Genomic DNA, 26,813 nt, shown 5'->3' on the forward strand with positions numbered 1-26,813 from the left:
CTTTTTCTCAGTCGGCGGTCGCCGGGGTCTCGTCGTCGAGCCAGTCGATGCGCTTCATCTTGCGCACTACCACGAACTCGTCACGGTTGGTGCCAATCGTCCCGTAGTAGTTGAAACCGTAGCTCTGCTGTGCATACCCGCCGATCATGTGCGTGGGCTTGGTGACGATGCGTGTCACCGAGTTGTGGATGCCGCCCCGCTGGCCCGTGATCTCGCTGCCCGGGGTGTTGATGGTCTTTTCCTGGGCGTGATACATCATCACCATGCCCGGGTTGACGCGCTGGCTCACCACCGCGCGCGCCGCGATCGCACCGTTGGCGTTGAAGAGTTCGACCCAATCGTTGTCGACGATGCCGGCGCGCTTGGCGTCATCCTCGCTCAGCCAGATCACCGGTCCGCCCCGGTTGAGCGTGAGCATCATCAGGTTGTCGCTGTAGGTGGAGTGGATGCCCCACTTCTGGTGCGGCGTGATGAAGTTGAGCGTGATCTCCGGGTGGCCGTTGGGCTTGCGGTTCATCACCTCGTCCACCGTCTTCAGGTTCACCGGCGGTCGGTAGCTTGAAAAGCCTTCGCCAAAGGCGATCATCCAGGGGTGGTCCTGGTAGAACTGCTGCCGGCCGGTGAGCGTGCGCCAGGGAATCAGTTCGTGCACGTTGGTGTAGCCGGCGTTGTAGCTGACCTTCTCGCTCTCCAGGCCCGACCACGTGGGCGAGCTGATGATCTTGCGCGGCTGGGCCTGGATGTCGCGGAAGCGGATCTTCTCGTCCTCTCGGTGCAGCGCCAGGTGGGCATGTTCGCGGCCGGTGATCTTGGACAGGGCCTCCCAGGCCTTCACGGCGACATGGCCGTTGGTCTCGGGTGCGAGCATCATCACCACCTCGGTGGCATCGATGTCGGTCTCGATCTTCGGCATGCCTCGCGTCACACCTTCTTCATGCACCTTGCCGTTCAATTCGGCCAGTTGCCGCACTTCCTCGGCCGTGTTCCAGGCGATGCCCTTGCCGCCGTTGCCCAACTTCTCCATCAGCGGCCCCAGGGCCGTGAAACGCTTGTAGGTGTTGGGGTAGTCGCGCTCGACGACCGTGATCTGCGGCGCGGTCTTGCCCGGGATCAGATCACACTGACCCTTCTTCCATTCCTGCACATCGAAGGGTTGGGCCAGCTCGGCCGGCGTGTCATGCATCAGCGGTGTGAGCACCACTTCCTTCTCCACCCCCAGGTGGCCCACGCAGACCTCGCTGAACTTCTTTGCAATACCCTTGTAGATCTCCCAGTCGGAGCGGGCCTGCCAGGCCGGGTCCACCGCTGCAGACAGCGGGTGGATGAAGGGATGCATGTCGCTGGTGTTGAGGTCGTTCTTTTCGTACCAGGTGGCCGTGGGCAGCACAATGTCAGAGTAGAGGCAGGTCGTGCTCATGCGGAAGTCGAGCGTGACCAACAAGTCCAGCTTGCCTTCGGGTGCCTGCGCGTGCCAAGCCACTTCCTTCGGCTTGGCATCGTCGGGCCCCAGGTCCTTGCCCTGCACACCATGGGCGGTGCCCAACAGGTGCTTGAGGAAGTATTCGTGGCCCTTGCCGGAGGAGCCCAGCAGGTTGGATCGCCACACGAAGAGGTTGCGCGGCCAGTTGTTGGGGTGATCCGGATCCTCGCAGCTCATCTTGAGCGCACCGCTCTTGAGCGAGTCCACCACATAGTCCTTGGTGTCCTGGCCCGCGGCCTGGGCATCCCGCACCACCTGCAATGGGTTGGTTTGCAGTTGCGGTGCGCTGGGCAGCCAGCCCATGCGCTCGGCACGCACGTTGAAGTCGATCAGGCTACCCTGGAACTGGGCCTTGTCGGCCAGTGGTGAAAGCACCTCTTCCACCCCCAGCTTCTCGTAGCGCCACTGGTCGGTATGCGCATAGAAGAAGCTGGTGGAGTTCTGCTGGCGTGGCGGGCGAATCCAGTCGAGGGCAAAGGCCAGGGCCGTCCAGCCGGTTTGCGGGCGCAGCTTCTCCTGACCGACGTAGTGCGCCCATCCGCCTCCGCTCTGGCCCACGCACCCGCACAGCATCAGCATGTTGATGATGCCGCGGTAGTTCATGTCACTGTGGTACCAGTGGTTCATCGCCGCGCCGATGATCACCATCGACTTGCCATGCGTCTTGTCGGCGTTGTCGGCAAACTGGCGCGCCACGGCGATCACCAAGTCACGCTTGACCCCGGTGATCTTCTCCTGCCAGGCCGGGGTGTAGGGCACGTTGTCGTCGTACGAACGCGCGGCCGGGGTGCAGCCGCCGGGCCGCCCCAAGGCTGCACCAGCCCCCTCGGGGGGCAGCGAGGCAGCGCCGAGCGTGGGGGCGCCATCCTCGCCCGGCAGGCCGCGCGAGACGCCGTAGTTCGCCGCCAGCAGGTCGAACACCGTGGCCACCAGGACCTCGCGCGGTTCTCCCGCCTTGCCCAGGGTGATGCGCACGGCCGGCACTTTGCGGCGCATCACGTCGCCCGCGGCTTTGTTGGCGGTGAAGTGCGGGGTATCGATACCCCCAAAGTAGGGAAACGCCACGTCCACCACTTCATGGGCCTGTGCGCCTTCTTCCAGCACCGACAGCTTGAGCTTCACTTCGCGGCCGTGGCGAGCCTCCTTGTTCTCGAGGTTCCATCGTCCGGCGTCGGGCCGGCCTTCAGGTCCCCAGCGGAAACCGATGGAGCCATGTGGCAGCACCACCTTGCCCATTTCGTCGAAGGCCACCGTCTTCCATTCGGGGTGGTTGGTCTGTCCGAGCTTGCCGTTGAAGTCGCTGGCACGCACATAGCGGTCGGGCACCAGCGTTTTGCTGCCGTCGGGCAGGGTGTGCTCCTTGAGCTGCACCAGCATCGGCAGGTCGGTATAGCGGCGCGCGTAGTCGTCGAAGTAGCTCGATCGCCTGTCGAAGTAGAACTCCTTCAGGATCACATGCCCCATGGCCATGGCCAGCGCGGCATCCGTGCCCTGCTTGGGGTGCAACCACAGGTCTGCCAGTTTGGAGACCTCGGCATAGTCCGGCGTGATGGCCACGACCTTGGCGCCCTTGTAGCGCACCTCGGTGAAGAAGTGCGCATCGGGGGTGCGCGTCTGGGGCACGTTGGAACCCCAGGCGATCAGGAAGGTGGAGTTGTACCAGTCGGCGCTCTCCGGCACATCGGTCTGCTCTCCCCAGGTCTGGGGACTGGACGGAGGCAGGTCGCAGTACCAGTCATAGAAGCTCATGCAAACGCCGCCGATCAGCGACAGATAGCGGCTGCCAGCGGCGTAAGACACCATCGACATCGCCGGGATCGGCGAGAATCCGATCACCCGATCCGGGCCGTACTTCTTGATGGTGTAGACGTTGGCCGCCGCGATGATTTCGTTGACCTCCTCCCAGGTCGATCGGACGAACCCTCCGAGCCCGCGCTGGCGCTGGTAGTCGCGGCGCTGCGCATCGTTCTCCACGATGCTGGCCCAGGCATCCACGGGACTTCGGGCCACCGCTTTGGCCGCGCGCCAGTGCTTGAGCAGTCGGCCGCGCACCATCGGGTACTTCACCCGGTTGGCGCTGTAGAGGTACCAGGAATAGCTGGCCCCCCGGGCACAGCCGCGCGGCTCGTGGTTGGGCAGATCGGGCCGAGTGCGCGGGTAGTCAGTCTGCTGGGTTTCCCAGGTGACGATGCCGCCCTTGACATAGATCTTCCACGAGCACGAGCCGGTGCAGTTGGTGCCGTGGGTGGAACGCACGATCTTGTCATGGGCCCAACGTCCGCGGTAGGCATCCTCCCAGGTACGGTCTTCACCGGTGGTCACGCCATGGCCGTCGGAGAATTTTTCCTTGGGCAGTTTGAAGTAGGTCAGTCGGTCCAGAAAGTGGCTCATCGGGGGCTCCTTGTTCTGTTCGGTCGATCAGCAGGGCATGGGCGCGTTCTTGCGGCTGTAGTACCACCAGGTGATGGCCACGCAGGTGACGTAGAAAGCGATGAAGACGTACAGCGCGGCTTTAGGTCCGCCCGTCAGAGCGATGGAGGTGCCGTACCCCTTGGGAATGAAGAATCCACCATAAGCCCCCACGGCCGAGCTAAAGCCCAGCACCGCAGCGGCCTCCTTGTTGGCGTCACGCTGCGCCTGTTCCTGGGCCGCGGCCCCTGAACCGGCCGCACGCAGGCGCTCGGTCAGGAAGATGATGGGGATCATCCGGAAGGTCGAGCCGTTACCCACGCCGGATGCCGCGAACAGCACGAGGAAGGCAATCAGGAAGGCGTTGAAGTTGCCAGCGCGCCCCTCCGCGGGCAGGAACTGCAGCACCGCGGCCACGCCCAGGCCCATCACGATGAAGGTCCAGAAGGTCACGCGCGCACCGCCCAGCTTGTCGGACAGCCAGCCCCCCACCGGTCGAATGAGGGCACCCACCAGCGGACCCAGCCAGGCATACGACAGCGCGTTGATTTCGGGAAACTGGCTTTTGATCAACAACGGGAAGCCGGCCGAGTACCCAATGAAGCTGCCGAACGTGCCGATGTAGAGCCAGCACATCAACCAATTGTGCTTGCGCTTGAAGATCACTGCTTGATCGGCAAAAGAGGCTTTGGCGTCTTTGAGATCGTTCATCCCGAACCAGGCCGCCAATGCCGATGCCATGATGAAAGGCACCCAGATGAATCCCGCGTTTTGCAACCACATCGGTACTTGCTGCCCCGAGCGATCGACCATGACCGGCTCTCCACCAAGGACGCCAAACACCCCTGTGGTGATCACCAAGGGAACGACGAACTGCACGAGCGACACACCCAAGTTGCCCAAGCCCGCGTTCATTCCCAATGCATAGCCCTTGCGCGACTTAGGGTAGAAGAAACTGATGTTGCTCATGCTGGAAGCAAAGTTGCCGCCACCCAGACCGCACAACAGCGCCAGCACCACAAAGACCTCATAAGGGGTCTGGGGGTTTTGCACCGCAAACCCGATGCCCAATGCAGGCAGCAGCAAGCTGGCGGTGGAGATGGCCGTCCAGCGTCTGCCGCCGAAGATGGGTACGGCAAACGAGTAGAAGATGCGCAAAGTGGCGCCGCACAAGGCTGGCAACGCGGCCAGCCAGAACAGCTGGTTGGTGTTGAACTTGAATCCAACGGCGGGCAAGTTCACCACCACGACGGACCACACCATCCACACGGCAAACGCCAGCGTGAGCGCGGGAATGGAGAGCCACAAGTTCCGCCTCGCGATGGCTTCGCCTTGCTGACTCCAAAATGCGGGGTCCTCGGGGTTCCAGCGCTCAATCACATGAGAAGCCACGTCAGCCTCCAGTCAGTATCGGTTGCAGATCAGCTTTGGACAGACAACCCGCCGGCGTTGGGGCCCAACACTTCGCGGCGTCGCACTTCGGTGAAGTACATCCAAATGAGGGACACCCAGACCACGCCATAGAGCAACATGAATGCGCTGGAGCGGATGCCGGTAAAGTCGAGCAGGGCGCCGAACATGATGGGCAGAATGAATCCACCCAGGCCGCCAGCCAGCCCTACGATGCCGGAGACCGTGCCAATGTTGCTGGGGTAGTCATCACTGATGTACTTGAAGACACTGGCCTTGCCAAAGGCCCAGGCGATACCCAGAATGAACATCAGCGCGGTGAAGGCGTACACGTTCAGGCCGATCGTGAAGGTTCGCGGTCCATCGACGGTGAGCACCGTGAATTCGGTTTGCGGATAGCTCAACAGGAACAGACAGATCCAGCTCACCCACATCACCCACCAGGTGACGCTGTGGGCGCCGTACTTGTCTGACAGCCAACCACCGATGGCGCGCAGCACGCCGCCGGGCAGCGAGAAGCACGCCGCCAGCAGCGCCGCCACACGGATGTCCAGACCATATTCACCCACGTAGTACTGCACCATCCACAGGCTCAGCGCCACGTAACCGCCGAACACGATGCTGTAGTACTGGCAGTACTTCAACACGCGAAGGTCTTTCAGCGCCTTGAGTTGGTCGGTGAACTTGACGTTGCTGGGCGCCAAGTGGCTGGGGTCGCTGTGGCTGAACATCCAGAACAGCACCACCGTGGCGAGCATGATGGCCGCGTACACCTGCGGCACCATGGTCCAGCCGAAAGCCACCAGGATCGCCGGCGCGACGAACTTGTTGACCGCCGCTCCGGAGTTGCCGGCGCCGTACACGCCCATCGCAAAGCCCTGGCGCTGCTTGGGGAACCAGCGCGCCACGTAGGGTGTGCCCACCGAGAACGAGCCGCCGGCCAGGCCGACGAACAAGCCGATGACGAGGAAGTGCCAGAACTGCGTGGCATGGGCCATCAGCCAGATGGCCGGCACGGTGGCGGCCATCAGCAGCGTCATCACGATGCGGCCACCGTAGCGGTCGGTCCAGATCCCCAGCGGCACGCGCACCAGCGAGCCGGTGAGCACCGGCGTGGCCATCAGCAAGCCGAACTGCGTGGCGTTGAGGTCCAGCGCCTTTTTCAGCGGGATGCCGATGACGCCGAACATCATCCACACCATGAAGCACACGGTGAAGGCCAGCGTGCTGACGATCAGCACCGACCAGGCCTTGGACGAGACGGGGGGAATCGTTGCCGATCCTGCTTGGGGGGCCGCCATGGGAATCACTCCTTGCTTTTCTCCATGGCAGGCACTGTAGAAAGCGGGCCGGGCCTTGCCTATCCTCCTGCAAGTCATCCTGGACCGTCCTGAAGAACGAGGGTTGTCAGGCCCCCATAGTTCTTCCGAACTATTGTCCGTGTATGTCAGCGCACGCAGCAGGAATGACCGTGCCAGCGTTTGCCGGATCCCATCGCTGAAATCGTTCCAGCCGCACCGCTTCAAGGTTGAACTGCAGCATGCGCTGTGTCCTTGTTGACTTCGTCACTTCCGTCGTCCTTGCGCGTATTCAACCCCTCAGCAAAGGATCCGGTTTTCGGGGGCAAGGTCAGCTCCTGGCCGCCCACTGCGGCGGGCACGCGTTCGTCGCGGTCGGTCGACGGTGCTTGCATCGGCTCCATCGTCGCCGCTGTGCAGCGTTTCGGCCAGCGCCCGGGTTCACCCGCATCAAGCGCGCTGGCGCTCGCTGGCGTACACGGCCGCCTGAACGCGTGAGCTCAGGCCCAGCTTGCGCAGGATGTGCTGCACGTGGATCTTGACCGTGGTCTCGGCAATGCCCAGTTCCCGGGCGATCTCCTTGTTGCTGGCGCCTCGCGCGATGAGGCCGAGGATCTCTCGCTCGCGCGACGAAAGACTGTCCAGCGGCTCGGGCGGCACTTCGGCCGCGGTCGCGGCAGTCGCGGGCGCGGCATGCAGCGCCTGGAATGCGGCCACGAGCTTGGACGTGAGTTCGGGGCTGACCACCGACTCCCCGGCTACCGTACGCTCGATGGCGCGCACCAGGTCGGGCCCATTGATGGTCTTGAGCACGTAGCCCCGGGCCCCGGCTTTCAACGCAGCCGACAGGACCTGCTCGTCTTCGCTCACGGTGAGCATCAGCACCTGCGCCCTGGGAGCCACCTCCCGCAGTCCGGCCAGGGCATCCACACCCTTCACGCCAGGCAGGTGGTTGTCGAGCAAGATGACATCAGGCTGGAGTTCACGTGCTCGGCGCTGGGCCTCGCCGGCATCGCCGGCCTCGCCCACGACTTCTAAATGGTCTTCCTGAGCGAGCAATGCCACCAGCCCGCGACGAAACAGCACGTGGTCATCGACAACCAGCAGGCGGATGAGAGACGGGGTCTTGGACATGGGTCACGAGCGCATCAGGCCGCCAGGGGTTGTGGCGAGGACGGCGGCAGCGTCAGGGTCACGCAGGTACCCTTCCCAGGCTCAGCCTGCACCGTCACGGTGGCCCCGATGCGAGCAGCACGTTCGCGCATGATGCGCAGGCCGACATGGGTCTCGTCCGGTCGCTGCCCATCGGTGTCGAATCCCACCCCATCGTCACGCACCGTGAAGCGCCAGACCGGAGCCTGCTCCACGTCCACCCATACTTCACGGGCGTGCGCGTGCTTGCGCACATTCGACAAGGCTTCCTGCACCACGTGCAGCACCTGGATCTGCACATCGGCATCTAGGGGCAAGCCATGGCCGTGCATCGCCAGGTGAGCGCGTAGGCCGCTTTGGTGTTCGAACTTCTGCAAGGTGGTACGCAAGGCGGGTTCGATGCTCTCGCCATTGGCCCGCGTGCGAAAGTGCAGCAGCAACTCACGCACGTCGTTATAGCTCTCACGCACACCGGCATCGAGCTCGCAGAGCACCCGCTCGACACCCGGCTCGTCACCGCGCCGCATGGCATCTCGCAGCAGCTGGACCTGAATCTTCAGAAACGCCAGCGACTGGGCGATGGAGTCATGCAGTTCCTGCGCGAGCAGGCTGCGCTCCTGAGCCACGGCTGCTTCCTTACCCAGCGCCTCGGCCCGCAGGCCCTCCATCGCACCGGCCAGATGGGCTGCGAGGGCTTCCAGCAAGGATCGTTCATCGTCACCCAGGGTCGTCTCCTCCCGGAAGAAGATGTCCACTTCGCCCAGCAGGCGGTGCTGCAGGCGCACGGGCACCGACACCAGGGTCTGGTACCCAGCCTGGGCGCAGTGCTCAAGCACAGGCTGCGCCACGTTGGCCGGGCGTACCTTGATGGGAATGATGCGCGTGGCCGCGCCTTCTAGGGCCTGGCCACAATGGCAGCTCCCGGTCTGAACGCACTGCTCCTGTTCCGTCATGAAATGAGGCAGGCAGTCACCTGCCAACAGCAGGTAGCGCTGGTTGGCCTCGTCAGACCAGCGCACAGCCACCGCATCGGCCCGCGCGATGCGTCGCACCTGTTGGGCAAACTGCCGCGCGAGTTCATCCAAGCTGGTGGCCTCGGCCATCATGGCGCTGGTTTCGTACAGCGCAGCCAGACGCTCACGCTGCTGCTGTAGCCGCGCGGTCTTTTCGGCCACCTTGTTCTCGAGATTGGCATACAAGGCCTGCAGCGTCTCGGCCATGCGGTTGAAGCCCTGCGCCAGTTGGTCGAACTCGGCACTGGATCGCTCCTCCACACGCACGGCGAAATCCTGGGCCTGCACCCGCTTCAGGCCCTGCTGCAGGCGGTTCACGGGATTGAGCACCAGGAGGTATCCCGCATACATCATCGCAATGCCCACCATCAGCGCCAGCGCCAGAATGCCCAGCTGCACGGCATGCAAGATGGCGGTCCACAGCGAGAGCTGGTATTCGATACCCGCCACGAAGCCATCGATGGCAGCCACGAAGCGATCCACGTCCGTGGTGCGGCCAGGGAGCTGCCCTCCGGTTCGCCAGTACTCCCGCAGGAGCGTCCACTGGCTCTGCACGGATTCGAAACTCTCGCGCGTGGCCTGGCTCCAGGGTACAAACAGCGGGCGGGAAGGATCGCCGGCGCGCAGCAGCGCCAGTCCCTCGTCGAAGCGCTGCAGCCGATCCTCGATCTGGGCGGCCGGCACCCGGCGCTCGACCTCCAGCGCCAGCTGGTAGCTCTTCATGCGCAGCCGCCCCGCCTCGTTGACGGCCGCGGCCCCTCCTTCGATCTGCCAGGTGATCCACAGCGTCAGGCCAATGGACGTGAGCGCAGCCAGCAGGAAGCCCGTGCACAACAGCACGAGCTTGGTGGCCAAGGTCCAGGGGCGGTGTCTCATGACGCCACTCTAGGCAAGGTGGTGCCAGCACGGCTTGACTCAGGTCAAGTCGCCAAATCCCCGTCAGGCGGAAGCCGATTTTGCGCCCATGTGCGGGCCAGGCGGCCCACAAGCCGGGCCTGCTAGCGGGCCCGCAGGGGCAACCATGGCCAACAAAATCGTGCAGTTGATGCCCACACGACCTGCGTCGCTGTCGTGCGGAAACTTGACCAGCGCTTCCCTCGCCAACCCCAAGGCTGGGGGGGGTGTCAGGGGTCCCATCCTGGGGTCCTGTGCGGGTGGGGGCTTGCGCGGCCACGGCCACGCGAGACAATGGACCGGCGGGCGACCCTTTCGGCCGCCCCCCTCGCTCATGCAGGAGGTGGATATGGAGCGCAAACTGCATCTGCTGGACAGCTTCACGGCCCAGGGGACCGATGGGCGCCTCTACAAGGTCAAGGCCTTCGAGCAACTGGTGCGCGACCCCTCGCTGGCCGATGGCTTGGACCACTGGAAGCCCACGGGAGTGGCCGAACTGCATTTGGACAGTGGCGAGCTCGTGGACATGCGCGCCGATGGGCGCATGCGGGTGGTGGCCACTGGCATGGAACTGGTGCGGCCTTGAACCACCGCCCTCGGCCTCGTCGATACCCTCAGGGCGCGGCAAATTCACGATCGCCCGCGATCGGTGGTCCGTGCCCCACGCCGCAGCCGAGGGGTGACTGTTACCATGGCGCCTGCTCGAGCCCAGCCTCGGGCTCGCAACGGCCGGCGGACCTGGAGGCGACACGGCCTCTTGGATCGGCCCGGCATTGTCTGGCCAGCGAGTAGGCACCATGAAGGACGGCCGTCATTCGTCCGCGGTCACGCGGGCGCCATCTCCTTTTGCGCCGGCGCAGGGCATGCGCCGGCGGCTGTTGTGTGGCATGGCGGCAGCGCCAGTGGCGCTGGCCCTGCCGGCGTGGGCCCATGTCAGTGCCGCACGGCCGCCCGAAGGAACTGACCACCCCCTCGGGGGGACACGAGCAAAGCAAGTCTGGGGGTCATTCCATCCTGGCCAGGGGCCCGACACTGCAGACGTTCGCAGGCTGGAGTTTGTGCATCTTCACACCGGCGAGCGCTTGAAGGTCGCGTACTTCGACGCGGGGCAGTACGTGCCCGAGGCGCTGCAAGCCCTCAACCGCCTGCTGCGCGACTTTCGCACCGATGAGGTGGCCCCGATCGACCCGGCCTTGTTCGATGTGCTGCACCGGCTGCACGAAGCCACCGGCAGCCGCCGACCCTTCGAGGTCATCTCCGCCTATCGATCTCCCAAGACGAACGACATGCTGCGCAGCCGCAGTCCTCACAGCGGCGTGGCCCGCACCAGCCTGCACCTGCGAGGGCAGGCGATCGACATCCGCTTGGGCGACGTGGCGCTGCCGCATTTGCGCGAGGCGGCCCTGTCCCTGCGGGCCGGCGGCGTCGGCTATTACGAGCGCTCGAATTTCGTGCACATCGACACCGGCCCCGTGCGCCATTGGTGAGCCAGTGCACCGCGCGGTCTGGCCCGCCGGGCCCGTGCCATCGCGGCGACGGGTTCAGCGCAGGCTCACAGCGGCAGCTCGGTGAAATAGCGTCCGCCGTGAAAGATCAGCGGTGCGGCTTCGGGGCGGCGCTGGCAGCGTTCGACCTCGCCGACGAAGATGACATGGTCGCCCTCCTCGTAGCGGCTGCGGTTGAAACACTCGAACAATGCAGCCACGCCTTCGAGCAAAGGGGCGCCGCCGACGCCTTCCCGCCAGGACAATCCGGCGAAACGATCGATGCCCTTGGTGGCGAAGCGCTCGGCCAGGGCCCTCTGGTCGGCCGCCAGGATGTGGATGGCGTAGTGAGAGCCGCGCTCGAAAGCCGGCATCGATCCGGCCAGGCGCGACAGACTCCACAGCACCAGCGGCGGATCGAGCGAGACCGAATTGAAAGAGTTGGCGGTCAGGCCGATCAGCCGTCCCTCGGGCGATCGGGCCGTGACGATGGTCACCCCCGTGGCAAAGCTGCCGAGCGCTTGGCGGAACTCGGCCGCGGAGAAACTGGGAGTAGCGGCTCGGCGGGGAAGATTCACGACATCCATGGCGGCAAGACGCCCATTATTCCCCACCGACGCCCCGACGGGAGCGCGCCAGCCCCCCCTCATTGCGTGGATGATGCACCGATGGTGCGCTCAGAAGCGGTAGTTGACCCCGACACTCAATTGCGGAATGGCCCGCACCTTGCCCACGCCGTCGCGCAGCTCTTGGAGCTCGCGGTCGATGTCGTCCTGCGTCACACCCGCGATATTGGTCGAGGCGCTGACTTTGGCCTTGCCGATCGAGGCGCCCAGGTCGAAGACGAAGCCCCAACCCGCTGCAGCGGGCTGTTGGCCGTAGCCGATGCCCAAATAGGGCGTGACGCGCGGGAACTTGATGCGCACATCAAAGCGGTCGCCCGGCGCCGTGACATAGGTGGTGTTGCCGATCTCGATGGTGCCGCCATTGCCGCGACCGGTCAGATCGATGCGCATGTCGTTGAAGGTGATGCCGCCGGTCAGCCGAAACCCTCCGCCGAAGACGAACCAGTCCCCGAACACGCCAACACGATGGGCGCGGGCTTTGCCCTCGTAGTCGATGCCTTCTTCGGTGCCGTCGGCATCGATCGTGCCCAGGCTGGCCACATCGGCACGCAAGCCAAAGTGGGCATTGAGCGGCTGGGCGTAGCCGATCATCACGCCTGGCAGACCGATGTTCCCGTAGAGTTCGCCGGCGTGGGCGCCGGCCACGAGGCAGGCCGCGCTCACACCTGCGATCAGATGCTTGTTCATGCGAGCAGACTCCATGAGGGATCACACAGATGACGATCATCGGCCGGCATCGCCCGATCTGAAGGGCCACACACCGTCGACCCGGCTCAGATCGTGAAGTCGTACTCGATGGTCAGCGGCGCATGGTCGGAAAAGCGTTGCGCCTTGTAAACACTGGCGGCGCGAGCGGTCTCAGCCACCGCCGCAGTGGCCACGTGGTAGTCGATACGCCAGCCCACGTTCTTGGCCCAGGCCTGCCCCCGATTGCTCCACCAAGTGTAGGCCTCGCCGGTGGCCTCGGGATGGAGGCGGCGGTACACATCGACCAGGCCAATCTCGCCCAGCATGCGCGTGAACCAGGCCCGCTCCTCGGGCAGGAAACCGCTGTTCTTCTGGTTGCTTTTCCAATTCTTGAGGTCGATTTCTTGATGAGCGATGTTCACATCGCCGCACAGCACGAACTCCCGCTCGGCCCGCAAGCGCTGCAGATGGGGAAAGAACTCGTCGAGGAACCGGTACTTGGCCTGCTGGCGCTCGTCCGAGCTGGAGCCGCTGGGAAAGTAGCAACTGATGACGGAGAACTTGCGCGAGGGCGTGTCGAAGCGGGCCTCGACGTAGCGGCCTTCGGGGTCGAACTCGGCCGAACCGAAGCCGATGATCACATCGCTGGGCACGTGGCGGCTGTACAGGCCCACGCCGGAATAGCCCTTCTTCTGGGCACAATGGAACCAGCCCTGCATCCCATGCGGGGCTCGCATCACTGCGGTGAGGTCGCCCTCGTGGGCCTTGATTTCTTGCAGGCAGACGATATCGGCCTGCTGCTGACCCAGCCAGTCGAAGTAGCCCTTGTTCGCCGCCGAGCGGATGCCATTGAGATTGGTGGTGATGATGCGCAACATGGGGCGGGAGCTTACCTTCCCGGCCCGCGGCCTGCTCAGGCGAAGACTTCGGCCTGACTCAGCCAGGCGCCCTGCGCGTCTTTGGCCGACACCTGAGGCGGCACACCAGCATCGGGCCAATCGATGCCCAGGGTCGGATCGTCCCAACGGATGCAGCGCTCGGCCTGCGGTGCGTAATAGGCCGTGGTCTTGTAGAGGAAGTCGGCGCTGTCGCTGAGCACCAGGAATCCGTGGGCAAAGCCCGCAGGAATCCACAACTGCCGGTGATTGTCCCCGCTGAGCTCCACCCCCACCCACTGGCCAAAGCGTGGACTGGATCGGCGCAGGTCCACCGCCACGTCGAACACCCGGCCGTGCGTGACGCGCACGAGTTTGCCTTGGGCATTGGGGTGGAGCTGGTAGTGCAGTCCGCGCAGCACGCCGCGGCGCGAGCGCGAATGGTTGTCCTGCACGAAATCGACATGGGTGCCGACGGCTTCGTCGAAGACGGACTGCCGAAAGCTTTCGAGGAAGAAGCCGCGTTCATCGCCGAAAACACGCGGCTCGAAGACGAGCACCTCGGGCAAGCGGGTGGCCGTGACGTTCATCAGAACACCTTTTCCGTGAGGAGCTGCAGCAGGTACCGCCCGTAGCCGCTCTTGGCCAAGGGTTCGGCCAGTCGGGCCAGCTGCTCGGCATCGATCCAGCCTTGGCGCCAGGCGATTTCCTCGGGACAGCAGATCTTCAGGCCCTGGCGCTTTTCCAAGGTCTGGATGAACTGGCTGGCCTCGATGAGCGAGTCGTGCGTGCCGGTGTCGAGCCAGGCATCCCCTCGGCCCAACACTTGCACGTCGAGCTCACCGGCTTGCAGATACAGCCGATTGAGGTCGGTGATCTCGAGTTCACCACGTGCGCTGGGCTGCAGCGTTTTGGCGCGTTCGACCACCTGGGCGTCGTAAAAATACAGGCCCGTCACGGCATACCGGCTCTTGGGCTGCCGCGGCTTTTCTTCCAGACTGATGGCCCGGCCAGCCGCATCGAACTCCACCACCCCGTAGCGCTCGGGGTCGTGCACCGGGTAGGCAAAGACCGTGGCCCCGCGCTGGCGGGCTTGCGCGACCTTCAGGCGTGCAGCCAGATCGTGGCCGTAGAAGATGTTGTCGCCCAGCACCAGTGCGCTGGGCGCACCGGCCAGGAAGCGCTCGCCGATCAGAAATGCCTGGGCCAGGCCATCGGGGCTGGGTTGCACGGCGTACTGCAGGGACACGCCCCAGGCGCTGCCATCGCCCAGCAGTTGCTGAAAGCGCGGCGTGTCCTGCGGCGTGGAAATCACGAGGATCTCGCGGATGCCCGCCAGCATCAGGGCCGACAGCGGGTAGTAGATCATCGGCTTGTCATAGACCGGCAGCAATTGCTTGCTGATCGCCAAGGTGGCCGGATGCAGCCGGGTGCCGGAGCCGCCGGCGAGGATGAGGCCTTTGCGGGTCATGACCACCCCCCGACGGCCGTACCGGCCGCCACCCCCCCAAGGGGGGCCGGGCCTGGCTTGGGGCGGCCCGGCGCGGCGGCCCGGGACCCCCCCCCAACGGCCGTACCGGCCGCCCCCCCCCCAAGGGGGGCCGGGCCTGGCTTGGGGCGGCCCGGCGCGGCGGGCCGGGGCGATGCGATGACGTGAGCGTGTGTCATGTGTCGTCGAGCGTTTAGGGCAGGATTTCAGCGAGCATGCGGTCCACCCCTTGCTGCCAGGGCGGCAGGTGCAGGCCGAAGGCTTCGCGCAGGCGGGTGGTGTCGAGACGGGAGTTCAAGGGCCGGCGCGCCGGTGTGGGATACGCATCGGTGGGCACGGGCTCGATGGCCTGCGGCAGCACGCGGATGGGCTGTCCGTGAGCGCGGGCCCGTTCGATGACATGGCGTGCATAGTCGAACCAGTTCGTCTGGCCCGCGGCCACCAGGTGGTACAACCCCGCCAGCTCCGGCCGGGCCTGCACGGTGCGCAAGGCATGCGCTGTCACGTCGGCGATCAAGTCGGCCCCGGTCGGGGCGCCGACCTGGTCGCTCACCACGGTGAGGCGGTCCCGCTGGCTGGCCAGGCGCAGCATGGTCTTGGCAAAGTTGCTTCCCCGGGACGCATAGACCCAGCTGGTGCGGAAAATCAGACACCGACAACCGCTTTGCATGATGAGCCGCTCGCCTTCGAGCTTGCTGCGGCCGTAGACATTGAGCGGCGCGGTGGGCTCGTCCTCGCGGCGAGGGTGCTCGCCACTGCCGTCGAAGACATAGTCGGTGCTGTAGTGCACCAGCCAGGCGCCCATGGCCTTGGCCTCGCGGGCCAACACGGCAGGGGCGGTGGCATTGAGCAAGGTGGCCTGCGCGGGTTCGCTCTCGGCACGGTCCACCGCGGTGTAGGCCGCGGCATTGACGATCACGTCCGGGCGCAGCGTGCGCACCGTGCAGGCCAAGCCGTCGAGCTGCGCCAAATCCCCACACAAGCCGTCCAGGCCCTGGCGATCGAGCGCCACCAGCTGGCCCAGCGGGGCCAGCGCGCGCTGCAGCTCCCAGCCGAGCTGACCGTTTTTTCCCAAGAGCAGCAGCTTCATGCGACCTTGGCGTGGGCCGACGGGTACTGCGTGGCCATCCATTCGCGGTAGGCGCCGCTTTGCACCTGAGCCACCCACTGGGGGTGATCGAGATACCACTGCACGGTCTTGCGGATGCCGGTGGCGAAGGTTTCGGCCGGTCGCCAGCCGAGCTCGCGCTCGATCTTGCGCGCATCGATGGCGTAGCGTCGGTCATGGCCGGGGCGGTCCTTCACGAAGGTGATGAGCCGGCTGTAAGGCCCGGCCGGATCGGGCCGCAGTTCGTCGAGCAAGGCGCACACGGTGCGCACGATCTCGAGGTTGGTCATTTCATTGCAGCCGCCAACGTTGTAGGTCTCGCCCACACGGCCACGCGCCAGCACGGTACGAATGGCGCTGCAATGGTCTTTGACATAGAGCCAATCGCGCACGTTCGAGCCATCGCCATAGACCGGCAGTGGCTTGCCGGCCAGGGCATTGACGATCATCAGCGGGATGAGTTTTTCGGGGAAGTGATAGGGGCCATAGTTGTTCGAGCAGTTCGTGGTGAGCACCGGCAGGCCATAGGTGTGAAACCAGGCCCGCACGAGATGATCGCTGGCGGCCTTGCTGGCCGAATAGGGGCTGTTGGGCTGGTAAGGATGGCTTTCGGTGAAGGCTGGGTCTTGCGGCCCCAAGGATCCATAGACCTCGTCGGTGGAGACATGGAGAAAGCGGAAGGCCGCCTGCTCGTCGGCCGGCAAGGCCTGCCAATGGGTGCGGGCCGCCTCCAGCAGCGTGAAGGTGCCTTGCACATTGGTGCGGATGAAGGCAGCCGGGCCATGGATGGAGCGGTCCACATGGCTTTCGGCCGCGAAGTGCACGATGGCGCGCGGCCGGTGCGCAGCCAGCAGCCGATCGAGCAAGGCACGGTCGCAAATGTCGCCATGGACGAAGACATGGCGGGGGTCGCCGCGCAGGCTGTCGAGGTTGTGCAAATTGCCCGCGTAGGTGAGGGCGTCCAGGTTGAGCACGGGCTCGTCACTGTGTGCGAGCCAATCCAGCACGAAGTTGCTGCCGATGAAGCCGGCGCCGCCGGTGACGAGGATCATGGGTGAAAGCCTGCCTGATGAAATGAGTGCTCGGCACACCGTGCCGAGCCATGACCCCGTATTGTGCGAGGCCGGCGTGCGTCGGCCAACCGTCGACCACCCCCATGTCGGGGATGCAGGCTGCGCCGGCCCCCAGCTGTGGGGCCCCAGCCCGGCGCCCATGGCCCGGCCTGGGAGCCAAGGGGATAATCCGCGCCATGGTGCCCACCGCAGCCTGGGCACCCCCCTACGTTTGCGGAGATTGCATTGAAAATCGCTATCATCGGATCGGGTTATGTCGGCCTGGTCACGGGGGCTTGCTTTGCCGACTTGGGCATCCATGTCACCTGCATCGACATCGACGAGGACAAGGTGCGTCGCCTGCAGCAAGGCGAAGTGCCCATCTACGAGCCGGGACTGGAAGCACTGATCCGCCCGGCCTTGGCCAACGGTCGGCTGCATTTCACCAGCGACGTGCGCGCAGGCGTGGCCGGGCGCGAAGTGGTGTTCATTGCCGTAGGCACCCCTTCGGACGAAGACGGCTCGGCCGATTTGCGCCACGTGCTGGCAGCGGCCCGCTCGCTGGCCGAAGCCATCGACGGCTTCACGGTGGTGGTGGACAAAAGCACGGTGCCGGTGGGCACGGCCGACCGGGTGCGCGAGGAGATCGCCGCGGTGCTGCGCCGCCGGGGCGTGACGCATGAATTCGCGGTCGTCTCCAACCCGGAGTTCCTGAAGGAAGGCGCGGCCGTGGCCGACTTCATGCGGCCCGACCGCATCGTGCTGGGCCTGCCCGGTGGTGAGCTGGGCCGCCGCGCGCGCGAAGTGATGGACCGGCTGTACGAGCCGCTGCAACGCAACCATCCGCGCACGATCTACATGGATGTGCGTTCGGCCGAACTCACCAAATACGCCGCCAACGCGATGCTGGCCACACGCATCAGCTTCATGAACGAGCTGGCCAATCTGGCCGATGCCGTGGGCGCCGACATCGAAGCCGTGCGTGTGGGCATTGGCTCGGACTCGCGCATCGGTTACGACTTCTTGTACGCTGGCACGGGCTATGGCGGCTCGTGCTTTCCGAAGGACACGCGCGCGATTTTGCACACCGCGCGCGAGCATGGCGTGCAGTTGCAAGTGATTGGCGCCGTCGAACAAGTCAACGAGCGTCAAAAGCGGGTGCTGGTGCGCAAGATCACCGCACGCCTGGGCGAGAACCTGAACGGCCGCCGCTTTGCGCTATGGGGCCTGGCCTTCAAACCCAACACGGACGACATGCGGGATGCCCCCAGTCGGGTGATCATCCGCGAGCTGCTGGTGCGCGGGGCGGAGGTGACCGCCTACGACCCGGTGGCCACGAAGGAGGCGCAACGCGTGCTGCGGCAAGATCTGGCCGACCTGCCCGGCGGGTTCGAGCGGGTGCGCTTCGTCGAGACGCCCGATGCGGCCTTGCCTGGCGCCGATGCCTTGGTGATTGCCACCGAATGGAAAATTTTCCGCAGCCCCGACTTCGGCGCGCTGCGCTCGCAGCTCAAGCAGCCGCTGGTGTTCGATGGGCGGAATCTGTATGCGCCCCAACGCATGCTTGAAGAAGGCATCGAATACCACGCCATCGGCCGGCCCATGCCGCAACGCTAAGACGGTGGCTCTTCGGCGTCCAGCCAGTGGGCGCAGCCGTGTTGCAGGATGCGCCGGCGCAGCGCGGGCGTGGCCCCACGCACGCGCAAGGGTTGCCCGCTGAGCAGTTGATGGGCCTGCACGAGCAACAACAAACCCATGGCTTGGGGGTCGAGATCGCGCAGGCCCGACAGCTCGATCTCCAGCGGCTGCGGCCTGTGCAAAGCCTGCTTCAATGCCTGGCGCAGCGGCTCGATGGTCAGCCCACAGGCCACACCGGCCAGCCGCACACGCTGGCCCCCCTCCTCCGCCACGGGCTCGACTCGCACGTCCAGCGCGGGGCAACCGCGCCAACGCCTGCGCGCCCACCACAGCGGCAGCAAGCAGCCCGTCAGCAGCGGCAGCGCGGCCGCGGCATCGCGCGCATAGCGCTTCCACAGCGCAGGCTCTTGCAGGATCCGCCACAGCCATTCCAAGCCCAGATGTCGCCAGGCCGCCGGCGCGCGGCGCACCGTGCCGGCCTGGAAGTTGACCACCGCCCCGAGATGACTGATGAGCGGGGCGTGCAGCTGCGGGTGGTTGTGCGCGATCCAGGCCTGCCCTTTCTGGGCGCCCAGGGCCACGACGACGAAATCCGCCCCGCTCGCATTGATGCGCGCCCAGGTCTGCGGCGTGCTCATCGACTCGAGCGACCCAAAGCCCGGGGACTCGAAGCCCACGCAGCGCAAGCCCCCTGCGCGCGCATTGAGGCGCTCGCAGGCCGCCTGAGCCGCCCCCTCGGGGCCGCCGAAGAAATAGACCTTGAGCGGCGCGGCCGCATCCTCGCGGCTCAAGGCCTCGAACAGATCCGAGCCGGCCACCCGCTGGCGCAGCGGCAGCCCCAGCAGCCGCGCCGCCCACACCAGGGGCATGCCATCGGCCAAGCTGAGCTGGCTCATCAACACCGAACGTCGGAACGCGGCATCCTTGCGCGCGGCGATCACGAAGTTCAGGTTCGGCGTGGACACCCAGCAGCGTCGCCCGCTGCGTGCGGCCTCGCGCAGCGCCTGCACGGCGCCGGGCAGGTCGATGACGTCGAAGGGCAGGCCCCACAGGCAGACCACCCGGCGGTCCAGGTCGATGACCGGCGCACGAGCCGGTGGGGACAGCGCGCTGACCTCGCCCGGCATCAGTCCACACGCCCGTAGTGGTCCTCGAAGCGCACGATGTCGTCCTCGCCGAGATAGGCGCCAGACTGCACCTCGATGATCTCCAGCGGCAGCTTGCCTGGATTGGCCAGGCGGTGGCGCTGGCCCAAAGGAATGTAAGTAGACTGGTTTTCGGTGAGCAAGAAAGTGCGGTCTTCGCAGGTGACCTCGGCCGTGCCGCGCACGACGATCCAATGCTCGGCGCGGTGGTGGTGCATTTGCAGGCTCAGCCGCGCCCCCGGGTTGACGACGATGCGCTTGACTTGGAAGCGCTCGCCGGCGTCGATGGCGTCGTACCAGCCCCAGGGCCGGTAGACCTTGCGATGCTGCAACGCCTGTTGGTCGCCGTTGCGGCGCAAACGCTCGACGATCTTCTTGACCGACTGGGTGTGGGCCTTGTTGGCCACCAAGACCGCATCGGGCGTCTCGACGACGACGGCATCCTCCATCCCCACGGTGGCCACCAGCCGTGAGTGGGCCATCACCAAGCTGTTGCGGGTGTCTTCAAGCAGTGCCGGGCCGCGCACCGCATTGCCGTGCTCGTCCTTGTCGGCCACGGCCCACAGGGCATCCCAGGCGCCCACATCGGACCAGCCCACGCTCATGGGCACCACCACGCCGGCACCGAGATCCGGGTGCGCGGCCAGCTTTTCCATCACGGCGTAATCGATGGAGTCCGTCGGGCAGGCTTCGAAGGCGGCACGATCCACCCGCAGGAAGTCGAGGTCCCGGCGCGCACCGGCCACCGCCTGCTCGCAAGCGGCCAGGATCGCCGGCGCGAGCCGCTGAACCGCACGGCGCCAGGTCGAGGCCCGCAACAAGAAGATGCCGGCGTTCCAAAAGTACTCGCCACTGGCCACGTAGGCGGCCGCCTGTGGCGCATCGGGCTTCTCGACGAAGGCGTCGATGCGGCAAGCCCGCCCCGTCTGATTCAAGCGCTGGCCAGCCCGGATGTAACCGTAGCCCGTCTCAGGCCGGTCGGGCACGACGCCGAAGGTGACCAAAGCGCCCTGCCCGGCCGGCGGCACGCCCTCCATGACGGCTCGTCCAAACGCGCTCACATCGCGCACGACATGGTCCGACGGCATGACCAGCAGCAAGGGATCGTCGCCGTCGGCCAAGGCGGTCAATGCAGCCAGCGTGAGCGCCGGTGCAGTGTTGCGTCCGGTGGGCTCCAGCAGGATGCGCGAGGGCACCCCCACTTGGCGCAGTTGCTCGGCGATGACGAAGCGGTATTCCTCGTTGGCCACCACCAGCGCAGGCCCCACGTGCAATCCGTCCAGCCCCTGCAGCCGCTGCGCCGTGGCCTGCAGCAAGGAGTCGTCGCCCAGCAAGGCCAGCAGCTGCTTCGGGTAATGCTCTCGGGAAGCCGGCCACAGGCGGGTGCCTGAGCCGCCACACAGGATGACGGGTTGAATCTGCATGCGCGCAAGATAGCAGGAACGGTCCGCATTGGACCGCCTGGCCTGCGCGCTGTCACCCCCGCCATTGCGGGATGCGCCCCTTCAAGGGGTGGCCTCGCCCAGCAAGCGGCGCGTGTGCTCGCGGTATTCGCTCGGGGGCATGCCGTAGCGCGACTTGAACACGCGGCTGAAATGCGCCAAATTGGCAAAGCCATGGGCCAGCGCGATCTCGGTGACCGAGCGGCGCGTCGGGCGCAGCAGTTCGCGCCGACAAGCCTCCAGGCGCTCGCGCAAGATGTAGCCGGCCACGCCCTCGGCTTCGTCCGAGAAGGCGTTGTACAGATGGCGCCGACTGCAGTTCAAAGCCGCCGCAATGGCCTCCACGTTCAGTCCCGGATCACCCAGGCGGGCGGCCACCAGCTGCTTGATGCGCTCTCTCAAGGCCTCTCGCTGGGACATCGCCGTGGCCCGCCCGGCCAGCTCCAGCAGCGACAAATGCACAAACTGCGTGATCGCCTCGCCCGCTGCGCGCGCGGCCTCGTCATGCATGCCGGGCAGCTCCCGATAGACGCTGCGCATGGTTTCCAGTGCCAAGCGGGCCACTCCTCCATGGCCACCGAGTCGCCGCGCCATCAGCTCGTCCAAGGCCAGCCCACGCTCCAGCAGGTGCGCCTTGGGCACCATCACGATGAGATGCTCCACGCGCACCGGGTTGGCCACCGCGTAGGTCTCGGTGGTGTCGTAAATGCTCCATTGCCCCGGCGTGACCCAGGCCAGCCGGCCCTGTTGCTCGACACCGGCGCAGCCGCTGTACGGCGCCACGATCTTGAGGTAGCCGTGGTCGCTGCTGCGCGCTTTGTCGCGCGAGCGCATGACACGGTGGCGATTGGCCTCCAATCGCGTGAGAATGACCGCACCGGCATGGGCGCTGACCATGCGTCCATCGAAGTCGGTGTCGCCGTAGACGTCGGACTCCAGGCCGCAGAAGAGCCGGCTGATCCACTCCGACCAAAAGGGCACCCGCTCGCGCGGCGCCACTTCATCGGTGTTCATCATCACGGTGGGCATGGGCTGAGCTCCTGAGTCGCAGCTGCTCATTATTCGAGGGCCGTTGGCCCCTGCAAAGGCTATCGGGCCCATAGCGCGGGTAAATCCCCAGCCGGTGTGCACGGATCGTCAAACCGCTGTGCATGCTCGGCAAAGCAGCCTGGCGGCCGTCTTCCTACCATCGCAGCTGGCTGTCGTTGGTGCAGCGCCACGACCAGACCCCCACAAGGAAAAGGAGACTGCCATGTCCTCGTCGAACGACCGTCCCTGCCGCCGCCACCCGGCTGCTGCCGTGAGCCGACGCACCGCCGTGCAAGCCTTGGCCGCTGGCGCCGCCACCGTGGCCCTCCCGGCCTTGGCGCAGGCCTCCGCCGGCGCCGTGCGCATCGGCTACGCCATCGCCCGCACCGGCCCTTGGGCGCCCGGCGCCCAGGTCAGCCAGGAGCCGAACTACCTGCTGTGGGCCGAGCAGGTCAATGCCGCCGGGGGTCTGGACGTGCAAGGCCGCAAACGCCCCATCGAATTGGTCAGCTCCGACGACCGCAGCGATATCGAAACCTGCGTGCGCTCTTACCAAAAACTCATGGGCAGCGACAAGGTCGACCTCATCTTGCCGCCCTGGGGCAGCAATGCCAATTTCGCCGTGGCCCCGCTGGCCAACCGCTTCGGCTACCCGATGCTCGCGCCCACGGCCTTGTCGCGCAAGCTCATCGACATGAACTTGCCCTACTTCTTCTCCTTGCTGCAACAGCCCGACCGCATGATGTCGGCCTTGGTGGACATGTTGCAGGCCCAAGGCGCCAAAACGGTGGCCATTCTGTACATGGATGACCTGTTCGGGCTGGAGAACTTCGCGGCCCTGAACAACGCCTTGAAGACCAGCAGCCTGCAAGTGGTCGAGCGCAAGAGCTATCCGCTCGGCGTCAAAGATCTCGCCCCGGTGCTGCGTGGCATCAAAGACCTCAACCCCGACGCTTTCATCGGCATCACCTACCCCCCCGACACGCTGTTGGCCAGCCGGCAAAGCAAGGAGATCGGCTTCAACCCGCGTTTCTTCTACTGTTCGGTGGGAACGGCCTTCCAGCTCTACCGCAATGTGATGGGCGCCAGTGCCGAAGGCGTGCTCGGCATGGGCTCATGGAACGCCAAGACCAGCCCCGCGGCCAAAGCCTATTTCGAGGCCCACGTGGCCAAATTCGGCGCACAAAAAGAGCCCGACCGTTGGGCCAGCGGTCATTGCTGGGCCGGGTTGCAAATTCTGCAAGCGGCCGTGGCCAAGGTGGGGCTGGACCGCAAGGCCATCCGCGATTACGTGGCACGCACCGAACACGACACCCTCATCGGCAAGATCCGGTTCACCGGCAGCGAGAACACCGCCACGCCCGGCACGGTGGGCCAATGGCAAAAGGGTGAGTTCGAGGTGGTGTGGCCGCGCAGCATGGCCACCGCGCCTTTGCTGGCGCACAAGCCGGCCTGGGTGTGAGTCGGGCCCATGTCTTTGAGTGCCTGGCTTGAGTTGATTGCCTCCGGTCTCATCACCGGGGGCATCTACGCCTTGGTGGCGCTTGGCCTGAACCTTCAGTACGGCTTGATGCGCATCCTCAACATCGCGCACGGCGAATTCCTGATGGTGGGCGCTTTTCTCACCTGGCTGATGCACACGCAGTTCGGCCTCTCGCCGCTGCTGATGCTGCCGGTGAGCTTCGCGCTGCTGATGGCCGTGGGGCTCATCGTGCACCGGCTGTGGTTCCGACCGCTTGCGGCCACCTCCCCCAACCTCGATGTCTTCGAAGCGCGTGGCCTGATGGTGTGCTTCGGCCTGCTGTTCCTGGTGCAGAACTTTGCCTCGCTGATCTGGGGCGGCGACCTGCGCGGCTACGACTACCTCACCCAGCCCGTGGCCGTGGGCGGCGCGCAGTTCGCCGCCAACAAACTGGTGGTCTTTGGCCTGGCCCTGTCGTTGAGTGGCGTGCTCATCGTGCTGCTGCGCACCACCTTGCTCGGCAAAGCCGTGCGTGCGCTGATGCAATCGCCCGTCGGGGCTCAGTTGGTGGGCATCGACACGCAGCGACTGCACCCACTGATGTTCGGCATCGGCCTGGGCCTGTCGGGCGTGGCCGGCTGCCTGCTGTCGATGACTTATGCGATCACGCCCTCGATGGGAGAGCCCTATACCGTCACCGCCCTCATCGTCATCACGCTGGGCGGCTTCGGCAGCATGAGCGGCGCGTTGGCCGGTGGATTGCTGCTGGGCGTGATCGAGGCGCTGGGCATGCATTTCACCAATCCGTCTTTGAAATCTTTGCTGAGCTACGCCGTGTTCATCACCGTGCTGCTACTGCGGCCCAACGGGCTGTTCAAGAAATGAAGGATCGAAGCTCTCTCAGGCGCGATGCCCTCACGCTGCTGGCCCTGCTCGGCGTGGCCCTGGTCGTGGCTCGGTGGGGCAGCGAGTTCGTGCTGTCGCTCACGCTCACCTGCCTGATGTACATCGCGCTGTCGTCGAGCTGGGCGCTGTTTTGCGGCACCACCCGTTATCTGTCGCTGGCCACCGCGGCCTTCTTCGGCATCGGCGCCTACACTAGCGCCATCGTGCTGGCCCAGGTCTGGTGGCTGTCGGCCGTGGCCTTGGGAGCGTTGTTCGCCGCCGCCGTCGCAGTGGTGATGGGCGCTGCCGTGCTGCATCTGAGGGGCACCTACTTTGCCGTGCTCACCTTCGGCATGACCGAGCTGATCCGGCATGCCATCACCTACTTCGAAAAGCAAGTCACGGGCACGGTGGGCCGCGTGTTGGTCGTGGTGCCCGAGGATGACACGGTTTACTTCACGGTGCTGGGGCTGGCCGTGTTGGCACTGGTCACGGCCATCGTCGTGCGGCGCAGCCGCTTCGGTTTGGCCCTGGTGGGCATCGGGGCCGACGAGCAGCGCGCTCAGACCCTGGGCGTGAACACCCGGCTCGTGAAGATCGGCGGCTTTGCGCTGACGGCGGCCTTCGCCGGCGCCGTGGGCGCGGCCATGTCGGTGCGCTGGACTTACATCGACCCGACCACCGTCTTCAATCCCTTCATCGGCTTTCAGACCGTGCTGATCGCGCTCATCGGCGGCGCGGCCACGCTGTGGGGACCGCTGATCGCCGCCATCGTGTTCAGCCTGCTGGCCGAGACCCTGCGCCTGCAGCTGCCGCAGCTGTACATGATGTCGCTGGGCCTGCTGCTCATCCTGTGTGTGCTCTACCTGCCTGGCGGCCTGGCCTCGGTGCGCTGGCACACCGTCGGGACGTGGTGGCGCACCAGTGGCCGGTGGTCGAAGGAGCCGCACCATGGCTGAAGTCTTGCTCGAAGCCCGCGGTGTGACGGTGCGCTTTGGCGGCCTGACCGCCGTGGACCAGGTCGATGCGCGCTTCCACGCCGGTGAGCTGGTGGGCATCATCGGGCCCAATGGAGCGGGCAAGACCACTTTCTTCAATGCCATCTCCGGTGTGATCGCACCCACCCGTGGGCAGCTCGTGGCGCAGGGACATGATCTGACCGGCGCCAAGCCGCATGCCTATGCCCACCACGGCATCGCACGCACCTTTCAGACGCCACGCGTCTTTGCCGAACTGCCAGTGGCGGCCAACATCGACTTCGGACTGCAATTCGCCGGCCGCCGCCGCGGCGCCTCGCCGCTGTTGCGGGATACGGGCAGCATCCTCGAGGTGATCGGACTGTCGGCCCAGGCCGCCCAGCCGGCGGCCACCCTCACGCCTTCGCAGCAGCGCCTGCTGGAAATCGGCATGGCCTTGGCCACGCGACCGCGCATGCTGCTGCTGGACGAGGTGGCCGCCGGCCTCACCGAGGCGGAAGTCGAGCACATGGCCCGCCTGATCCGGCGGCTGCGTGACGAATTGAACCTGACGGTGGTGTGGATCGAGCACGCGGTGACGACCTTGCTGCGTCATGTCGAGCGCGTGCTGGTGCTGCACCAAGGACGCAAGATCGCCGATGGCCCGCCGCGCGAGGTGGTGCGCCATCCCGAGGTGATCGAGGCCTACCTGGGAGACGAAATGGCCGAGGTTGTGGCATGAGGAACGACTTGGCTCAGGCCCCAAGCGCGGGCCGCAAGCTCGCCCACCTCAAAGTCGAGGGGCTGAGCGCCGGCTATGGCGGCTTCTTGGTGCTGCGCGATCTGACGCTCGAAGCTCGACCCGGCCTGACCGTGATCCTGGGCCCCAACGGCGCGGGCAAGACCACGCTGCTGAAGGCCATCGCCGGACTGATCCCACGCACTGGCACCGTCTTGCTCGATGACGAGGCCCTGCCCGTGGGCCGCCCCGACGAGATCGTGCGCCGCGGGCTGAGCCTGGTGCCCGAGGGCCGCCAGCTCTTTGCCCAGATGACCGTGAGAGAAAACCTCGAGCTCGGCGGCTGGCTGGTGGACAAGGCCGAGCGCGCAAGGCGTCTGGCTCAAGCCTTCAAGGACTTTCCCAGACTTGCCGAACGCGCGCAGCAACTGGCCGGCACGATGAGCGGCGGCGAGCAGCAGATGGTGGCCGTGGCGCGCGCCATGATGAGCGCACCGCGCCTGCTGATGCTCGATGAGCCCTCGCTCGGTCTGGCGCCGC

The 26,813-nt window shown here is 65.8% G+C and carries 23 protein-coding genes and 1 pseudogene; 8 read left to right on the forward strand and 16 right to left on the reverse strand.

What is annotated here, in order from left to right; genetic code table 11:
- Positions 1-7 precede the first annotated feature (7 nt).
- The 6 genes from F615_RS0110680 to F615_RS0110700 all read right to left on the reverse strand — a co-directional run bounded on the left by F615_RS0110680 (position 8) and on the right by F615_RS0110700 (position 9,638).
- Positions 8-3,871, reverse strand: a complete 3,864-nt coding sequence (locus F615_RS0110680) for a nitrate reductase subunit alpha (RefSeq protein WP_019561177.1) — start codon at positions 3,869-3,871, stop codon at positions 8-10.
- A gap of 27 nt (positions 3,872-3,898) precedes the next feature.
- Complete coding sequence (locus F615_RS0110685) at positions 3,899-5,281, reverse strand: NarK family nitrate/nitrite MFS transporter (protein WP_019561178.1); 1,383 nt, start codon at positions 5,279-5,281, stop codon at positions 3,899-3,901.
- A 29-nt stretch (positions 5,282-5,310) separates the two neighbouring features.
- Entirely contained in the window at positions 5,311-6,600 is a 1,290-nt protein-coding gene (locus F615_RS0110690) for an MFS transporter (RefSeq protein WP_019561179.1), read from the reverse strand.
- Positions 6,601-6,821: 221 nt separating this feature from the next.
- Entirely contained in the window at positions 6,822-6,992 is a 171-nt protein-coding gene (locus tag F615_RS19920; RefSeq protein WP_156824611.1) for a hypothetical protein, read from the reverse strand.
- 55 nt (positions 6,993-7,047) lie between these two features.
- The gene (locus tag F615_RS0110695) at positions 7,048-7,731 is read right to left on the reverse strand and encodes a response regulator (RefSeq protein WP_019561180.1); all 684 of its coding nucleotides are present in this window, start codon (positions 7,729-7,731) and stop codon (positions 7,048-7,050) included.
- A gap of 14 nt (positions 7,732-7,745) precedes the next feature.
- Entirely contained in the window at positions 7,746-9,638 is a 1,893-nt protein-coding gene (locus tag F615_RS0110700; RefSeq protein WP_026330231.1) for a type IV pili methyl-accepting chemotaxis transducer N-terminal domain-containing protein, read from the reverse strand.
- 367 nt (positions 9,639-10,005) lie between these two features.
- On the opposite strand from F615_RS0110700, the gene F615_RS0110705 reads away from it, so the two are divergent.
- A complete protein-coding gene (locus tag F615_RS0110705) occupies positions 10,006-10,242 on the forward strand; it encodes a hypothetical protein (protein ID WP_019561182.1) in 237 nt (78 codons plus the stop codon).
- A gap of 301 nt (positions 10,243-10,543) precedes the next feature.
- Positions 10,544-11,143, forward strand: coding sequence for a peptidoglycan L,D-endopeptidase MepK (mepK, locus tag F615_RS20170; RefSeq protein ID WP_083932458.1), 600 nt, complete (start codon positions 10,544-10,546; stop codon positions 11,141-11,143).
- Between the two features lie 65 nt (positions 11,144-11,208).
- On the opposite strand, the gene F615_RS0110715 is transcribed toward mepK, so the two are convergent.
- The 7 genes from F615_RS0110715 to rfbB all read right to left on the reverse strand — a co-directional run bounded on the left by F615_RS0110715 (position 11,209) and on the right by rfbB (position 16,977).
- A complete protein-coding gene (locus tag F615_RS0110715) occupies positions 11,209-11,727 on the reverse strand; it encodes a flavin reductase family protein (protein ID WP_019561184.1) in 519 nt (172 codons plus the stop codon).
- Positions 11,728-11,817: 90 nt separating this feature from the next.
- Entirely contained in the window at positions 11,818-12,453 is a 636-nt protein-coding gene (locus F615_RS0110720; protein WP_019561185.1) for a hypothetical protein, read from the reverse strand.
- A gap of 86 nt (positions 12,454-12,539) precedes the next feature.
- Positions 12,540-13,331 carry an exodeoxyribonuclease III gene (locus tag F615_RS0110725; RefSeq protein WP_019561186.1) on the reverse strand — a complete coding sequence of 264 codons (792 nt, stop codon included), beginning with the start codon at positions 13,329-13,331 and terminating at the stop codon, positions 12,540-12,542.
- A 35-nt stretch (positions 13,332-13,366) separates the two neighbouring features.
- Positions 13,367-13,918, reverse strand: a complete 552-nt coding sequence (gene rfbC, locus F615_RS0110730; protein WP_019561187.1) for a dTDP-4-dehydrorhamnose 3,5-epimerase — start codon at positions 13,916-13,918, stop codon at positions 13,367-13,369.
- Positions 13,918-14,799 (reverse strand): glucose-1-phosphate thymidylyltransferase RfbA, encoded by an 882-nt coding sequence (rfbA, locus tag F615_RS0110735; protein WP_019561188.1) that lies wholly within the window; start codon positions 14,797-14,799, stop codon positions 13,918-13,920. The genes rfbC and rfbA overlap by 1 nt, the downstream gene beginning before the upstream one ends.
- A gap of 211 nt (positions 14,800-15,010) precedes the next feature.
- Complete coding sequence (gene rfbD / locus F615_RS0110740; RefSeq protein ID WP_019561189.1) at positions 15,011-15,907, reverse strand: dTDP-4-dehydrorhamnose reductase; 897 nt, start codon at positions 15,905-15,907, stop codon at positions 15,011-15,013.
- Positions 15,904-16,977, reverse strand: coding sequence for a dTDP-glucose 4,6-dehydratase (rfbB, locus tag F615_RS0110745; protein ID WP_019561190.1), 1,074 nt, complete (start codon positions 16,975-16,977; stop codon positions 15,904-15,906). Before rfbB ends, rfbD begins: the two co-directional genes overlap by 4 nt.
- Positions 16,978-17,223: 246 nt before the next feature.
- Here rfbB and F615_RS0110750 point away from each other — a divergent pair, with 246 nt between their 5' ends.
- Positions 17,224-18,594 carry a UDP-glucose dehydrogenase family protein gene (locus F615_RS0110750; RefSeq protein WP_019561191.1) on the forward strand — a complete coding sequence of 457 codons (1,371 nt, stop codon included), beginning with the start codon at positions 17,224-17,226 and terminating at the stop codon, positions 18,592-18,594.
- On the opposite strand, the gene F615_RS0110755 is transcribed toward F615_RS0110750, so the two are convergent.
- The 3 genes from F615_RS0110755 to F615_RS0110765 form a co-directional block, all read right to left on the reverse strand.
- Entirely contained in the window at positions 18,591-19,742 is a 1,152-nt protein-coding gene (locus F615_RS0110755) for a WecB/TagA/CpsF family glycosyltransferase (RefSeq protein ID WP_019561192.1), read from the reverse strand. The two genes, F615_RS0110750 and F615_RS0110755, sit on opposite strands and share 4 nt — an antisense overlap.
- The gene (locus tag F615_RS0110760; protein ID WP_019561193.1) at positions 19,742-21,184 is read right to left on the reverse strand and encodes a mannose-1-phosphate guanylyltransferase/mannose-6-phosphate isomerase; all 1,443 of its coding nucleotides are present in this window, start codon (positions 21,182-21,184) and stop codon (positions 19,742-19,744) included. Before F615_RS0110760 ends, F615_RS0110755 begins: the two co-directional genes overlap by 1 nt.
- A gap of 81 nt (positions 21,185-21,265) precedes the next feature.
- On the reverse strand, positions 21,266-22,231 hold the full coding sequence (locus F615_RS0110765; RefSeq protein ID WP_019561194.1) for an AraC-like ligand-binding domain-containing protein: 966 nt from the start codon (positions 22,229-22,231) through the stop codon (positions 21,266-21,268).
- Positions 22,232-22,454: 223 nt separating this feature from the next.
- Here F615_RS0110765 and F615_RS0110770 point away from each other — a divergent pair, with 223 nt between their 5' ends.
- The 5 genes and pseudogenes from F615_RS0110770 to F615_RS20435 form a co-directional block, all read left to right on the forward strand.
- Positions 22,455-23,693 carry an amino acid ABC transporter substrate-binding protein gene (locus tag F615_RS0110770; protein ID WP_019561195.1) on the forward strand — a complete coding sequence of 413 codons (1,239 nt, stop codon included), beginning with the start codon at positions 22,455-22,457 and terminating at the stop codon, positions 23,691-23,693.
- A gap of 9 nt (positions 23,694-23,702) precedes the next feature.
- Entirely contained in the window at positions 23,703-24,578 is an 876-nt protein-coding gene (locus F615_RS0110775; protein ID WP_019561196.1) for a branched-chain amino acid ABC transporter permease, read from the forward strand.
- Positions 24,575-25,537: a branched-chain amino acid ABC transporter permease gene (locus F615_RS0110780; protein WP_019561197.1), complete on the forward strand. Its 963-nt coding sequence runs from the start codon at positions 24,575-24,577 to the stop codon at positions 25,535-25,537. The genes F615_RS0110775 and F615_RS0110780 overlap by 4 nt, the downstream gene beginning before the upstream one ends.
- Entirely contained in the window at positions 25,530-26,276 is a 747-nt protein-coding gene (locus tag F615_RS0110785) for an ABC transporter ATP-binding protein (RefSeq protein ID WP_019561198.1), read from the forward strand. Before F615_RS0110780 ends, F615_RS0110785 begins: the two co-directional genes overlap by 8 nt.
- Positions 26,273-26,785, forward strand: a pseudogene (locus tag F615_RS20435) (ABC transporter ATP-binding protein); the annotation flags it as partial. The gene F615_RS0110785 and the pseudogene F615_RS20435, both read left to right, overlap by 4 nt.
- Positions 26,786-26,813: the final 28 nt, after the last annotated feature.

Source organism: Caldimonas manganoxidans ATCC BAA-369 (assembly GCF_000381125.1).
Taxonomy (GTDB): Bacteria; Pseudomonadota; Gammaproteobacteria; order Burkholderiales; family Burkholderiaceae_C; genus Caldimonas; species Caldimonas manganoxidans.